The organism is Anaerococcus vaginimassiliensis, from assembly GCF_900626155.1.
Classification (GTDB): Bacteria; Bacillota; Clostridia; order Tissierellales; family Peptoniphilaceae; genus Anaerococcus; species Anaerococcus vaginimassiliensis.
This window is the reverse complement of the sequence record NZ_LR130844.1, coordinates 459,343-473,953: the sequence shown is the minus strand read 5'-3', so window position 1 is coordinate 473,953 and position 14,611 is coordinate 459,343. Positions and strand designations below refer to the sequence as shown.

The window sequence follows — 14,611 nt, the reverse complement described above, 5'->3', positions numbered from 1 at the left end:
ATAAATAAAACGAAGAGGAAAAAATGAAGGTAATTACTACAAAACAAATATTTAAGGCTATAAAAAGAAATATTTTGCTTATAATAGTGCCTGCTATTCTAGCTTTTGCCTTAGCCTTGTCCCAAACCATGCTTAAGGAAGGCAAATCTTTCGATGCAAGCTCAATTCTTATGGTTACAGGGGCAGAAAAGGATAAGCAAATATCTTATAATAATCTGTTGTTAAATGAGAAGCTATCTAATATCTACGGTCAATTTCTTGAATCAAACGACCTTTTTAAGGAAGTTTCTGACAAAATTGGCGGTGATATAGAACCTGCTGATATCAAGGATAATTTAAATTATGAAGTAAATCCGCAAGGTGGAGTTATTACTTTTACTTACAATGATACCAACAAGGATAGGGCTGTTGATACCCTAACCTATATAACTGAAGATTTTAGATCTTATGTTAAAAACTATCTTGATATGGATAATATCGCCTATGTACAAAAACCATCAGTAGAAGAAGAGTCAAAGTCTAAGGCTCTTAGAATTTCTGTGGCAGCTTTTTTAGTTGGTGCCATGCTTGGGGTTATTTTAGCGATATATAGAGAAATCTTATCTGATGAAATAAGAGATTCTGATGATCTAAAAGAGATGGGAGTGAGAGTTTTGGGAGATTTATCTAGTGATGAAAATCTAGCTCTCTACACTAGTAAAACTGCCATAAACAACCTAACTGACAATTCTGTTATCGGTATAACTTCTATGGGAGATGATAAATCAACTTATGATTTTTCTGAAAAACTAGCCCTTGCTATGTCAACTTCTCTAGGGGTTTGCCTAGTAGATTCTCTCTCAGAAAATACTAATGTAGAAAAGAAATACCGATCTGTGCCAGAAGATATCAAGGTTTTAAGATACAAGGGAGTCGATTTTATTAAACTAGTTGAAAAACCTGAGAAGATGCTTGATTCTTTCGAGTTTGAAGAAAAAATCTATGAGCTTAAAGATACTTACAACTATGTCTTGATAAATGAAGCAAACCTTACAAGTATCTCTCCTATAATCAGCCTAAGGTATGAAGATTATAAGATTATAGTTATCAACTCCAAGGCAAAAAGAGAAGAGCTTCTTGAAAAAATCAACCAAATCGAAGAGATGGGCACTAGAGTTTTAGGGGTGATTTACAATAACTAAGAAAATAATTATAGGAATCCTTGCTGTTTTTTTAGCATCTTGCTCCAACGAAGAAGTTTCTTATGAGAAGAAAGATATAGAAATTAGACCTAGGACCTACAAGGAAGAATCATCAGAAGAAATAAGCCCGAACTTATCTTATTTGATAAAAGAGGACACATCTTTATTTGCAAATCCAGATGACAAAGACCCAGTTGACAAACTAGAAAAAGGCTCTGTTGTAAGAGCTATAGATACAAGTGATTATAGCTTTATCCTAATTAACTACAACGGCAATATGGGATATGTGAGACGTGATTTGCTTGAGGATTTTTAGATTTGAAAAACTAATAAAATATAATATGATATAAGTACACTAGGGGTGCCTAAAAATCGGCTGAGAATATACCCTTAACCTGATCCAGGTAATGCTGGCGGAGGTAAGTGCCAATACCTCCCAGTTATGTGTAAAGGAGGTATTTTTTAATGAAGAAAAATTGGACAGTAAAAATGCTAGTAGAAGGTGGACTTTGTATAGCTCTTTCCTTCGTACTAGGTTATATTAAATTGTTTTCTATGCCTCAAGGAGGCTCTGTAACTGCAGGAGAGATGATTCCTATAATTATCTTTGCTCTAAGACATGGTAGCCTACCAGGTATAGTTGTCGGTGCTTTGTATGGTTTTGTACAAATGCTTTTCGGTGGATCAATTTTTCACCCAGTTCAAGCTATCTTGGATTACCCAGTAGCTTTTGGTGTCTTGGGTCTTGCTGGTTTATTTTCAAGTGAATTTGAAAAAACAAAAAGCATAGGACCAGTTATAAAGGGAGCATCTTTAGGAATTGTCCTAAGAATGATTGCTCACACTTTGACAGGAGCTATATTTTTTGCAAGCTACGCACCAGAAGGACAAAATCCTTGGGCATATTCAATAATTTATAATGCAAGCTACTTGGTAGTAGAATTTGCTATTACAATTGTTATAATTTATCTACTAAGAAATGTTATAAATAAAGATTTACAAAGAGTTTAAAAAAAGCGGTGATTTATCACCGCCTTTTTTAAATTGTAAGTTCTATTATATTTTCTTCAAAGGCGAGGATTGCACTTTCGTAATAGCCGTCACCTGTAATTCTAGGACCAGATATTACTTTATAGCCATCATTTTCCAATCTTTTTGTAAGTTCATTTACCTTATCTTTACTTCCGAGACTAAAGGCTAGGTGGGCAAGGCCTGTTCTCTTTTGATCTTTTTTTTGATCTATCATATCTGGACTTGTCATAATTTCAAGCCTTGTATCATCATCAAAGGACAAGAAGTAAGACTTAAAATCACTTGTCTTGTTGTGATAAAGATCTCCTGATCTAGCCTTAAAATATTTTTCAAAGAAGCTCTTAGCTTCTTCCAAATCTCTTACATACATTGCTATATGTTCTATTTTCATAATATAATCCTTTCTTCTTAATATCTAACCTTGAAGGTCTTATGGGACAATTTGTAGATTAGAATCTGACTTACAATTATAAAACCTATGATAAAGGCTGATATCACAATAACAAATGTAGCTTCTGAAGTTAAATCACCTAGCCTTGGCAAGATAAAAAACACCGCTGCATACACAAGCCAATCTATCAAGTTGGCAAGTTTTCCTACCTTTTTTCCCTCTTGGTCTAAAGGTTGAAGTAAGTAGTATTCCATCAAGGGGAGATTTACGAAAAACAAACCCAAAAGCCCGATGTAGATTACATTTAGAATTTTGTCGTATAGGTCTATAGATTTGTCAAAATAAGTAAGTCCAAGGTAAGAAATTATAATAGCGAAACTAGGTAGAGCTATTATTTTAAGCAGAGACTTAAATCTTTCCTTATACATCAAAAGGACATTTTTATTTTCCCTGTAAAAACCATAAGGCATGAGTCCCTTATCGCAGTTTAGATATATTGACCTAAGTATATTGTCTTGTTTTAGGAGAATATACATGATAAGAGGTATGAGGAAGGTCGAAATCTTTCCTGTACTTTCGCCGTGATATCCATTGAGATATAGGTAAATACCTAGGGCAAGACTTATAGCAAGAACTATTGATGTCTTTATGATAATTGGTTTTCTAATAACTCGCCTGTGTCTTATAAAGAAAAGTTTGTTTAATTTCTTAAAGCCTGTACCGACTACTTTTTCCCTACCTAGATTTTTCTCCTTGATTTTAATTTGATTTTCGCTTGTTACACTTATTCCCTCTATGGCAAGTTCGTATTTCCTGCTAGATTTTTCGATTATCTCTGCATAAGAGTCAAAGTTTTTCATGTAAATAAAGGCAAAGACAAACAAAACTATAGCTATAGACAGAGTTGTTAAACTAAAAATACTAGCTGGTATAGCAAGGTAGAAACTAGCTATATGCATAGCCAAGGACAAGGTGATTATTATAATAAACTGAACAAAGCCATTGTCCATGATTGACTTTTCACGCTTCAAATAAAAATCCATCCAAAAGACTGATGCAGCAAGTTCTACTAACAAGATAGCAAGGCTTATCGCTAGGCTATAAAATATGCTGACTTTGCCAATAACCTTAAATAAAACCATAAATATTATGCTTCTTCCTATAAATCTTTGGATTGGAAGGTAATATAAGTGTGCCTTGCCAATATTTTCAGGGTCGAATCCAAAGTTGGTGTAAAGCTCGTGGATAGAACTGCCATTATCTACAATCATGTTTCTAAAAATACCAATAGCGAGGTAAAGAAAGCTAGGGACCAAAAGGCTTATTGAGTAATCATTTAAAGTCATGCCATGTAAGGAGTCTTCTATAAGTTTGTCTACGCCAAATATACCAACTAAAACGTTATTGACATTAGTCATAAGGGTTACAGCTATGGAAAGGGCTATAGCTGATTTTATTAGCTGCCAGATAAGGGAAAAGAGTGGATGGAGGAAGAATACGATTTGTTTTAGTTCGTAGAACCTATACTTATCTCCTAAGAATTTCCCTAGAATTGGAATTTTTCTAAAAAACCAAACTATGCCGTTTATAGATTTGGCAAGGTCGATTTTTTGCATGAGTGAAAAAGTTCTTAGACTTTTATTCATAGTTTTCTCCCGTGTATTCAAGATTTTCTTCTATCTTTTTGATCTCTTCTGCCTCTGCTTTTCCTGATAGGAGGTTTATTATAGTATCCTCAAAGGCCGGATCATCTTTTATCAGACTATCCACAGGATTTAGGGATTTATCGTGAAGGAGAACTATCCTATCGCAGATGTCCTTGGCTAGTTGGAGGATATGAGTTGAGAAAATAATGATATGGTTCTTGTGGATTTCTCTTATAATCTTTTTCATCTGAAGTTGGATAACAACATCTAGACTTGTGAGTGGCTCATCCATAAGGATAACCCTAGGTCTTAGAATAAGAAACATCAGCATTTGAAGTTTATTTTTCATACCTGTGGAATAATCTTGGATTAGTCTGTTTGAATCGTAGGTATCTAGGTCTACCAGCGAAAAATAAGAATCAAGGTCTTTTGTATCTTTAATATTTTCCTTATTTGCTTCTATGAAAAAACTTATAAATTCTCTTCCTGTTAGAAACTTAGGTAATTCCGGCTCGCTTACCATAAAGAACACATCTTTAAAATCTAAAGGTGATGTCTTGCCGTCTACTTCTAAGAGAACTTCTCCGCTATCTTTGACTATAGAATCTGTGATTAGCTTAAATAAAGTTGTCTTTCCTGAGCCGTTTCTACCCAAAAGAGCATAGACTTCTCCTTGGTCAAAGGTGTAGCTTGCATTTTTTAAGACTTCTTTTTTGCCAAAAGTTTTGCTTAGGTTTTTAACTATTAATTTCATAAATCCTCCTTTTAGGCTATTATATCAAAAATAGGTCTGTATAAAAAATCTCAAGAAATATTTGCAAGGAAATTATAAAGGTGGTATTATTGTATTAAGATAATAATACAATAATACAAAAACGAAAGGAGCTAAGGATGGAATTTGATAGCAATAGACCCATCTACCTCCAACTACTAGAAGACTTTAGGATAAAAATATCTGTAGGTGAATGGGAGGCCGGAGGAAAGATTCTCCCTGTAAGAGATCTCGCCAAAACTTACGAGGTAAATCCAAACACAGTCCAAAGGGCTCTCCAAGAGCTAGAAAGAGAAGGTCTTTGTGAAAGCAGGAGAACAGCTGGAAGATTTGTTACAAATGATAAGAAAAAGATAAAAAGTTTAACAGGAAAGACCTTTGAAACATTGGCATATGATTTCGTAGAGGGATCCATAAATTTAAACTTAGAAAAAGATGAGGCTTTAGGATTGTTAAAAAACTATTGGGAGGAAAACTATGATAACAATTAGAAACTTGACTATGAAATATGGCGGAAGACCTGTTATCGATGGACTAAACTTAGACTTAGAAAAAGGTCAGATAGTTGGTCTACTTGGTGAGAATGGATCAGGAAAGACAACTCTACTTAGGATACTTACAGGTCTTGAGAGAAATTATAAGGGAGACGTTAAAATAAACGGAAAAAACCCAGGAAGTTTTACAAATAGAGATATTTCCTATCAACCAGACCATTTGCCTGTAGATTCTAGTCTAAAGATTAGGAAAGTAGGAAAGATCTATAAAAATTTCTTCGCTGACTTTGATGAAGGGAAGTTTCTAAATCTGATTGAGGGATTTGGTATTGATAAGGATTTAAAAATCAAGGAATGCTCTAAGGGAATGGAAGATAAAGTTCAAATAGCCCTTAGCCTATCAAGGAAAAGTCCCGTTTACATCCTAGATGAGCCAATGAGTGGTATTGATCCAAAATCAAGAAAGATTATCCTTCAAACTATCATAGATAATTTTGATTATGAAGGGATTCTGATAATCTCAACCCACCTTATTGGAGAAATAGAGAAAGTTTTGGATAGGGCGATTTTCATAGATAAGGGAAAGATCCTTGTAAATGAACCAGTCGACGACATAAGACAAAAGCAAAATATGGGTGTTGAAGAATACTTTACGGAGGTAGTATAGATGAAAAATTTACTTAAACAATTATTAAAAGAAGATATCCTTGGAATTCTCCCTTGGTTATTTATTCCGTTGATTGGTGCTTTTGCAGGACTTTATCTGAGAAGTCTTACAGGAATAGTCGGATTTGATATGTTAGCATTTATCTCTGCAGGAGTCTTATTCATGGGTCCTTTAATAGCTTTGGTAATCATTGTTGGAAATGATCACAATAGGTTTTATGGAAAATATGCAGCTTTATACGATACTTATCCATTAAGCTCTGGTAAAATAACCTTGGCAAGACTTTTAAACTATGCTATATTAGGAATCTTTACTGCTTTTACATTTCTATTTAATATGTCTTTGGTTCTACCATCTGAATTTGACATAGTAGACTTTTTTAGAGAGTTATTTAGACTTTTAGGCGAGCTTAGCCCTGAGCAATATTGGGAGTTATTTAAGATACTTCTAACACTTATAGGACTTGGTCTAATGCTTGCTTTAACCTTTATGGCGGCCAATAGTATCGGAAACTCCTACTACTTAAAAAAACTTGGAAAGCTCGGACCAGTGCTTGTTGGAGTAATCTTATTTGCATTAGAAAATTACATCCAAATAAAAATGATCGCAAGTTATTCTGTAGATAAAGTTATAGTAGATAATCCAAATGTAAGATTGACATTCTTTGAGACTAATTATCTATTTGTAGCTATATTTATCTTAGAAATAGTAATCTTATATGTAGCGACAAACTACTTTCACAAAAAAACCCTATCTGTTGCATAGACAATTATCCCTGTCAAATGACAGGGATTTTTTGTGATAAATTTTTACTTAGAATTTGTTTTGTATTAGCCTTTTAAATAGGAAAAATTAAAGTAAGATTATCCCATGAATACATGTGTATATGGAGTTATTATGAAAGATATTTTGTTTATTTATAATCCTAATAGCGGTCAACAAATGATTGGCGATTATATGAATTGGATAATTAATTATTTATCATCTGAAGGATATCTAGGAAGTTTTTATGCTACACAAGAAAGTGGAGATGCTAGGAAAATAGTAGAAAAAATCGGGAAAAATTTCGAGAAAATCATGGTATCAGGCGGAGATGGAACCCTAGATGAAGTTATATCAGGAGCCTTGAAGGCAGAAATTTCACCTGAAATATCCTATGTGCCAACAGGATCTACCAATGACTTTGCAAAGAGCTTAAACATTAGCTCTGATATAAAAGAAGCTACCAAAATGGCTGTTAATGCTAAAAGTAGGCTTGTAGATGTAGGAAAAATTGACGATAAATATTTTGTCTATGTTGCAGCCTTTGGCACAATATCTGAGGTTTCCTTTAACACTGACCAAGACCTTAAAAATATCTTTGGAAGAAGTGCTTATGTTTTTGAAGGACTTAGGAAAGCTCTTCCTCTACAGACTATGGATTCCTACCACGCTGAGGTTTTCTTTGATGATGAAAAGATCGAGGGCGACTTTGTTCATTTTATGGTAACAAATTCATTTTCAGTTGGAGGTTTTACCAATATCTTAGGCAACAACGTAGGGCTTGATGATGGAATATTTGAGCTAACAATTATAAAAAAGCCAAAAAGTTTAACGGATATTAATAAAATTGTAACAGCTCTTACTAACAAAAAGGAAAATGATATGGTTATTCTAAGGCAAGCATCAAGTTTTAGAGTAAAAACCGATAGAGAAGTATCTTGGTCTTTGGACGGTGAATATGGTGGATCAAGTATTGATGCAAAGATAGATATCCTTAAAAAAAGAATATCAATAAAAACAGGCTTAGATGATTGAAAGTCCCCAAAAATGGGATATAATATTCAGTCTGCGTTTACTAAAACCTCCAAATAGGATATAATATAATAGAGGACCTAGGAGGTAAAAATGTTTAAAATCGGCGATAAGATCGTATATCCAATGCATGGTGCGGGTACTATAGATTCAATTGAAAAAAAGGAGTTTTTGGGAGAAGTAAAGGATTATTTTATCCTAAAGATGCCTATTGGAGATATGGATATATCTATTCCCACCAGCAAAATTAATGATATGAATATAAGGGATGTCATCACAAAAGAAGAAGGCGACAAAGTACTAAAGATTCTAGATGAAGATCCAAGCGATATGAGCGAAAATTGGACAACAAGATACAGACAAAACCAAGAAATTCTTAAGACGGGAGATGTCTACGAGATAGCTAAAATGGTTAGAAATTTAGCTATTTTAGATAAGGACAAAGGTCTTTCTACAACTGAGAAGAAACTATTAAATAGGTCAAGAAGAATTCTTGCGAGTGAATTAGTAATGGCAGGTTCTCTAGATAAAGAAGAAGCAGAAGCGATGATAGATGAGTCTATTGGACTCTAAGGAGAAGTAAATGAAAAGAATAATTCGATTAGTGCTTTCAATAATCGGAGCTGTTCTTGGTATTGTGCTTTTAAGATTAGTTAATGCCGGCACGGAGTTTTTACCAAAAGCCGGCTTTTTGCCAATCTTAGCACACATAGCAGCAGCTTTATTGGGAGCATTAGTTTTTTATGTGCTTACCGACAAACTTTCAGGTAGATTTTCGGCAGGCTTTAGTTTGTTTGAGGATAACCTCAAAGAACTACCGGCAAACAAGCTAATTGTTGGTATAGTTGGTGCTATTTTAGGATTTTTGATAGCAGCTTTGGTAACAAGACCCCTAACCCAATTAACCATTCCTTATGTGGGAAATTTAATTTTTGTGCTATTATCTATTTTATTATATATTGGATTGGGTTATCTCGGTTGGAGAGTTGCATCAAACAATGCTGATGATATACTAGGTATTTTTGTTAAGAAAGATAATAAAGAAGCTAAGGATAAGGAAAACAAGAGTTTTATATTTGACAGGTCTAAACATACTGCAAGTCCTAAGATCCTTGATACTTCTGTGATTATCGATGGCAGAATCTTAGATATCATAGAAACAGACTTTATAGAAGGAGAACTTGTTGTAAGCGAGTTTGTCCTAGAGGAGCTCCAACACATAGCTGATTCCCCAGATGATCTTAAGAGAGAAAGGGGAAGACGTGGTCTTGATATAATAAATAAAATTAAAGAAAATGATAAGATCAAACTAAAGATAACTAACAAGGACTACAAGGATATAAAAGAAGTTGATTCTAAACTTCTAAAACTTGCCATAGACTTAAATGGAAAGGTATTTACTAACGACTACAACCTAAATAAGGTAGCTGATGTCCAAGGCATTCCAATTTTAAATATAAATGACCTTGCCAATGCGCTAAAACCTGTAGTAATCCCAGGGGAAATGATGAGAATTGACGTCATCAAAGAAGGTAAGGGCAAAAATCAAGGTGTAGGTTACCTAGACGATGGAACAATGGTAGTTGTAGAAGATGGAGTTAAGTATATCGACCAAACCATTGATGCAACTGTAACATCAGTTCTACAAACATCTGCAGGTCGAATGATATTTGTAAGGCATAAGAATGATTGATGGAAAATATTTATCCTGCATAGTAACTGCTGCAGGATCAGGTCTCAGGATGAAATCTAAGGTTAACAAACCCTACATAGAAGTAGGAGGAAGAAAGATTTTAGAGATAACCCTAGATACGATAACAACAATAAAAGAAATTGACGAGATAATCCTAGTTATAAGAGAAGATGATGAGTCTTTCGTTAAAAATATAATTAGTAAGTATGATAGAGATATAAAATATGTTTACGGCAAAACCACTAGAGAGCTTTCTACCTTTGAAGGACTAAAAGCCTTGAGTGAAAAAAGCGATTTGGTCTTAACCCACGACGGGGTAAGACCTTTTGCAAGTAGAGAACTTTTTCTAAAAACTATAGAAGGACTTAGGGATAACAAGGCTGTAATAACAGCTACCAAATCAAAGGATACTGTAAAGATAGTGGATGATAATATGTATGTAGACTTTACACCAAATAGGGATTATGTTTATAACATTCAAACTCCCCAAGCCTTTGATAAAAGACTTATATTTGAAATGTATAAAGACTATATACAAAGTGAATTTAAGGTAACAGATGACTCCCAGCTATTCGAGTTTTTCGATAGAAGTGAACCTGTCAAAGTAGTTCATGGTGAGTATTCAAACATCAAGATAACAACTCAAGAAGATATTATTTTTGCTAAAGCATTTCTTGATAGAAAAAAGGACGTATAATGAGAATTGGAATTGGATATGATGTTCACAAATTAGTAGAAGGTAGAGACTTAGTTCTTGGAGGACTAAAGGTTGACTATAAGCTTGGTCTTTTGGGTCATTCTGACGCAGATGTCCTTACCCATGCGATAATGGATGCTATCCTTGGAGCGATTTGTAAGCCTGATATAGGAAACTTATTTCCAGATACAGATCCAGCCTACAAGGATATTTATTCGATTGACCTTTTAGATAGGGTAGTAGCTCTTATGGAAGAAGAAGGCTATAAAATCACTAATATTGACAGTGTAATAATTTGTGAAATGCCAAAGATTGCTCCTATCAAAGATGATATAAGAAAAATCTTGGCAGAGCATCTTAAAACAAATATAGAAAATGTAAGCGTAAAGGCCTCCACCAGCGAAAAGCTTGGCTTTACTGGCAGGGGCGAAGGAATAGAAGCAAGAGCGGTTGTGCTTTTGGAGGAGAATAGATAATGAAAAAACTTATTACAAGTGAATCTGTAACAGAAGGACATCCAGATAAGGTTTGCGATCAAATTTCTGATGCAATCCTTGATGAATGTCTAAAACAAGATAAAAATGCGAGAGTAGCCTGTGAAACTGTAACAACAACAGGTCTTGTATTAGTAGTAGGAGAAATCTCAACTACAGCCTATGCACCAATAGAAAAAATAGTCAGAGAAACAATAAAAGAAATTGGATATGACGACCCATCTTTGGGATTTGACCATTCAAATGTAGCTGTCCTAACATCTCTTATTGAACAATCTGCCGATATAGCTCAAGGTGTCGATGCATCTCAAGATTATCAAACAAGCCACGAAGATTATGATAAAATCGGTGCTGGAGACCAAGGTATGGTATTTGGCTATGCAGACAATGAAAGCGAAGAATATCTACCATTATCAGTAGTATATGCCCAAAAGCTTTCTCAAAGACTAAGCCAAGTAAGAAGAGAAGGAATACTCTCTTACCTAAGACCAGACGGAAAAACTCAAGTAACTGTAGAATATGATGATGATAAACTAGTAAGAATTGATTCAATAGTAATATCAGCTCAACATAGCCCTGATGTATCTTTAGACAAAATAAGAGAAGATATTATAAAAGAAGTAATAGATTATGTTATAGATGAATCCTTGATGGATGAAAATACCAAAATCTATGTAAACCCAACAGGTAAATTCGTAATCGGTGGTCCTAAGGGAGACAGCGGACTAACAGGTAGAAAAATTATAGTAGATACTTATGGTGGATACTCAAAATCAGGTGGTGGAGCATTCTCAGGAAAAGACCCAACAAAGGTTGATAGATCAGCAGCTTATATGGCAAGATATGCAGCTAAAAACATGGTTGCAGCAGGCCTTTGTGATAGAATGGAAATAGGGTTATCCTATGCGATAGGTGTTGCAAGACCTCTATCTATATATGTTGATAGCTTTGGCACAGGAAAATATGATGATGAGAAACTACTTGAAATCGTAAAAGAAAACTTTGACTTTAGACCACAAGCTATAATAGATAAACTAGACCTACAAAGACCAATCTTTAAGAAAACAGCAGCCTTTGGACACTTTGGTAGAAGTGATTCACTATTTAGCTGGGAAGCTTTAGATAAAGTAGAAGATTTGAAGAAATATTAGGAGAGATAATGGCAAGCTTAAGAAAAACTATAGCAATAGATTTGGGTACTGCCCAAGTTTTGGTCTATGTTACAGGAAGGGGCATAGTCCTTGAAGAACCATCAGTAATTGCAGTAGATGTTTTAACAGATGATATCCTTGCTGTAGGTAGCGAGGCCAAAAAACTTATAGGAAGAACTCCAGGAAACATAAAGGCAATCATGCCTATGAAAGATGGAGTTATAGCAGACTTTAAGGCGACAGAAAGAATGCTAAAATACTTCCTAGATAAGTCTGTCAAGAAGTCACTCTTTAAACCAAATCTTTTAATCTGTGTTCCATCAAGAGCAACCCAAGTAGAAAAAAGAGCTGTGCTTCAAGCAGCTGATAATGCAGGGGCTCACAGAGTTTACCTAATGGAAGAACCACTTGCTGCAGCTCTTGGAGCAGGAGTTGATATAACTGATGCTGGAGGAAATCTGGTAATTGATGTCGGAGGCGGAACAAGTGATATAGCTGTTGTTTCTATGGGTCAAATCGTAGCAAGTAGATCAGTAGATGTGGCAGGACTTTCCCTAGATAAAAAAATAAAAGACTACATTAGGAAAAGATATGGTATATTAATAGGGGATCAAAAAGCAGAAGATATAAAAATCGAAGCAGGTCTTGCTGGCTTTGAGCAATCTCTTGAAGTAAGTGGTAGGGCAATAACAAGCGGACTTCCACAAAAAATATTCGTTCCAGTAGCTGAGATATACGATTGTCTAAGAGATGAAATAGATAGTCTAATCTTAGGTATCAAGAAAGTGTTAGAAGTAACTCCTCCAGAACTTGCCTCAGATATCTATGAAAGAGAAATAATTCTTACAGGTGGAGGAGCAAATACCTTAGGACTTGCAAAAAGAATTTATGAAAAACTTCAAATTCCAGTAAAAATCGCCCAAGATCCTAACGAATGTGTTATAATTGGAACTTCCAAAGCACTAAACTGGATGGAATCCCTAGATGAAGAGAAGAATGACGCTATAAAAGGCAAGCAAAAAGAGTTGGAAAGAGACGAGAAATTAAGGAGAAGATAATGACAAAGAAATTAGTTCTAGTAAGACACGGACAAAGTGAGTGGAACCTTGCAAACAAATTTACAGGTTGGGTTGATGTAAACCTATCTGAAAAAGGGGAAGAAGAAGCTAAAGAAGCTGGAAGAAAGATCAAAGAAGCAGGAATTATGTTTGATCATGCTCACACATCAGTTCTAACAAGAGCGATAAAAACTTGTAACTTTGCCCTAGAATACTCAGGACAAATGTATGTTCCAGTTGAAAAATCTTGGAGATTAAACGAAAGACACTACGGTGCCCTACAAGGATTAAACAAAGCTGAAACAGCAGAAAAATATGGTGATGAGCAAGTTCACATTTGGAGAAGATCATACGATACACTTCCACCAGAATTAAGCGAAGAAGAAGCTAAAAAACAAGCAGAACTTCCAATGTTCAAACACCTACCAGCTGATGTAATTCCAACAGCAGAAAACCTAAAAGTAACTCTTGATAGAGTACTTCCTTACTACTTTGACCACATTGCTCCACAACTACTAGATGGAGAGACGGTTTTAGTAGCAGCTCACGGTAACAGCCTTAGAGCTCTTGCAAAACACTTAGAGAAAATTTCAGATGATGATATAATGGGACTTGAAATACCAACAGGTCAACCACTTGTTTATGAACTAGATGACAATCTAAACGTAATCAAGAAATATTACCTATAAACTTAGATAATTAATAAAAATACCAAAACCTAGGAAAATTCACCTAGGTTTTTTGTATTTTTTAAGTATCTTAAAGTATTGCCTAATCTTATAAGCAAGGTAAAATAATAAAGATGGGCAAGTTTGCCTACTAATAATAAAAAAACGTATTCAAGAGATTGGAGGAAACATGAGGATTCTATCAGTAGAAAATGAAAATGGGGTATCCTCACTAATCAACTCTCGATTTGATAAGAAAGAAGTTTTGGTAGATGAAATCGACTCAATCGATGAACTTTTATTTAAAGATTTGAGTATTTATGATTTGATTCTTGTAGATATGAGCCATAACAAGTGCCTACAAGTAATTCAATTTATCAAGCAAAAAACTAAGATACCTGTAATTTACCTTACAGAGAGATATAAAAAGAATCCCTTTGAACAAGAAATTGACGATAAAGACTTCGTAATTCACTCCCTAACTAGAGAAGAGTTCATAGAAGATGTTTTTAGAAAAGTGGAAGAGCTTAGAGAAGCAAATATCATAAGTCTTGGTATCTGCAGCCTAGAAGAGGACAATGGTATCTTTAGGATAGGAAATGATATACTAGATTTGACTAAAAGTGAGATTTCTATCTGTTCAATTCTCATATCAAATATGGGAAGGGTCTTATCAAGAGAAGAAATAGTAGAGAAGATGGCCGAAAAAGGCATAAATACAACCGAAAGATCGGTTAGAGAGTACATAAGAAAAATAAGATCACAATTTAAGAAGGCTAAGATTAATCCTATAAAAACTGTATCTAAACAAGGGTACAAATGGATATTAGACAAGTGTGAAAACGAATAGCAAATTAGCTTGCTATTTTTCTT

At 34.5% G+C, this 14,611-nt stretch carries 18 protein-coding genes and 1 riboswitch; of the genes, 15 read left to right on the top strand and 3 right to left on the bottom strand.

What is annotated here, in order from left to right; all coding sequences use genetic code 11:
* Positions 1–23 precede the first annotated feature (23 nt).
* From E0D87_RS02565 to thiT, 3 genes are all read left to right on the top strand, one after another.
* Entirely contained in the window at positions 24–1,181 is a 1,158-nt protein-coding gene (locus tag E0D87_RS02565) for a YveK family protein (protein ID WP_130819226.1), read from the top strand.
* Between the two features lie 142 nt (positions 1,182–1,323).
* Positions 1,324–1,497 carry an SH3 domain-containing protein gene (locus tag E0D87_RS09190; RefSeq protein ID WP_004834909.1) on the top strand — a complete coding sequence of 58 codons (174 nt, stop codon included), beginning with the start codon at positions 1,324–1,326 and terminating at the stop codon, positions 1,495–1,497.
* Between the two features lie 31 nt (positions 1,498–1,528).
* Positions 1,529–1,620, top strand: a riboswitch (TPP riboswitch).
* Between the two features lie 26 nt (positions 1,621–1,646).
* Positions 1,647–2,192, top strand: coding sequence for an energy-coupled thiamine transporter ThiT (gene thiT / locus E0D87_RS02555; protein ID WP_004834898.1), 546 nt, complete (start codon positions 1,647–1,649; stop codon positions 2,190–2,192).
* Between the two features lie 28 nt (positions 2,193–2,220).
* Here the strand turns inward: thiT and E0D87_RS02550 are convergent, their stop codons facing one another.
* The 3 genes from E0D87_RS02550 to E0D87_RS02540 are packed head-to-tail and all read right to left on the bottom strand — an operon-like array spanning position 2,221 to position 5,004.
* Entirely contained in the window at positions 2,221–2,604 is a 384-nt protein-coding gene (locus tag E0D87_RS02550; protein WP_004834885.1) for a VOC family protein, read from the bottom strand.
* Positions 2,605–2,621: 17 nt separating this feature from the next.
* Entirely contained in the window at positions 2,622–4,250 is a 1,629-nt protein-coding gene (locus E0D87_RS02545; RefSeq protein WP_130819225.1) for a hypothetical protein, read from the bottom strand.
* Entirely contained in the window at positions 4,243–5,004 is a 762-nt protein-coding gene (locus E0D87_RS02540; protein WP_130819224.1) for an ABC transporter ATP-binding protein, read from the bottom strand. The genes E0D87_RS02545 and E0D87_RS02540 overlap by 8 nt, the downstream gene beginning before the upstream one ends.
* Positions 5,005–5,141: 137 nt before the next feature.
* Between E0D87_RS02540 and E0D87_RS02535 the strand changes: the two genes are divergently transcribed.
* The 12 genes from E0D87_RS02535 (at position 5,142) to E0D87_RS02480 (ending at position 14,588) form a co-directional block, all read left to right on the top strand.
* Positions 5,142–5,513 carry a GntR family transcriptional regulator gene (locus tag E0D87_RS02535; RefSeq protein ID WP_130819223.1) on the top strand — a complete coding sequence of 124 codons (372 nt, stop codon included), beginning with the start codon at positions 5,142–5,144 and terminating at the stop codon, positions 5,511–5,513.
* Positions 5,500–6,183 carry an ABC transporter ATP-binding protein gene (locus E0D87_RS02530; RefSeq protein WP_130819222.1) on the top strand — a complete coding sequence of 228 codons (684 nt, stop codon included), beginning with the start codon at positions 5,500–5,502 and terminating at the stop codon, positions 6,181–6,183. Before E0D87_RS02535 ends, E0D87_RS02530 begins: the two co-directional genes overlap by 14 nt.
* Positions 6,184–6,948 carry a hypothetical protein gene (locus E0D87_RS02525; protein WP_130819221.1) on the top strand — a complete coding sequence of 255 codons (765 nt, stop codon included), beginning with the start codon at positions 6,184–6,186 and terminating at the stop codon, positions 6,946–6,948. It abuts the gene before it with no gap.
* 132 nt (positions 6,949–7,080) lie between these two features.
* A complete protein-coding gene (locus tag E0D87_RS02520) occupies positions 7,081–7,980 on the top strand; it encodes a diacylglycerol/lipid kinase family protein (protein ID WP_130819220.1) in 900 nt (299 codons plus the stop codon).
* Between the two features lie 90 nt (positions 7,981–8,070).
* Positions 8,071–8,550 (top strand): CarD family transcriptional regulator, encoded by a 480-nt coding sequence (locus E0D87_RS02515; protein ID WP_130819219.1) that lies wholly within the window; start codon positions 8,071–8,073, stop codon positions 8,548–8,550.
* Between the two features lie 10 nt (positions 8,551–8,560).
* The gene (locus E0D87_RS02510; RefSeq protein ID WP_130819218.1) at positions 8,561–9,670 is read left to right on the top strand and encodes a PIN/TRAM domain-containing protein; all 1,110 of its coding nucleotides are present in this window, start codon (positions 8,561–8,563) and stop codon (positions 9,668–9,670) included.
* Entirely contained in the window at positions 9,663–10,367 is a 705-nt protein-coding gene (ispD, locus tag E0D87_RS02505; RefSeq protein ID WP_130819217.1) for a 2-C-methyl-D-erythritol 4-phosphate cytidylyltransferase, read from the top strand. The genes E0D87_RS02510 and ispD overlap by 8 nt, the downstream gene beginning before the upstream one ends.
* Positions 10,367–10,843 (top strand): 2-C-methyl-D-erythritol 2,4-cyclodiphosphate synthase, encoded by a 477-nt coding sequence (ispF, locus tag E0D87_RS02500; protein ID WP_130819216.1) that lies wholly within the window; start codon positions 10,367–10,369, stop codon positions 10,841–10,843. The genes ispD and ispF overlap by 1 nt, the downstream gene beginning before the upstream one ends.
* Positions 10,843–12,012: a methionine adenosyltransferase gene (gene metK / locus E0D87_RS02495; protein WP_130819215.1), complete on the top strand. Its 1,170-nt coding sequence runs from the start codon at positions 10,843–10,845 to the stop codon at positions 12,010–12,012. The genes ispF and metK overlap by 1 nt, the downstream gene beginning before the upstream one ends.
* Positions 12,013–12,020: 8 nt before the next feature.
* Positions 12,021–13,070, top strand: coding sequence for a rod shape-determining protein (mreB, locus tag E0D87_RS02490; protein WP_130819214.1), 1,050 nt, complete (start codon positions 12,021–12,023; stop codon positions 13,068–13,070).
* The gene (gpmA, locus tag E0D87_RS02485; RefSeq protein WP_130819213.1) at positions 13,070–13,759 is read left to right on the top strand and encodes a 2,3-diphosphoglycerate-dependent phosphoglycerate mutase; all 690 of its coding nucleotides are present in this window, start codon (positions 13,070–13,072) and stop codon (positions 13,757–13,759) included. The genes mreB and gpmA overlap by 1 nt, the downstream gene beginning before the upstream one ends.
* Positions 13,760–13,928: 169 nt before the next feature.
* Positions 13,929–14,588: a winged helix-turn-helix domain-containing protein gene (locus E0D87_RS02480; protein ID WP_004834895.1), complete on the top strand. Its 660-nt coding sequence runs from the start codon at positions 13,929–13,931 to the stop codon at positions 14,586–14,588.
* Positions 14,589–14,611 lie beyond the last annotated feature (23 nt).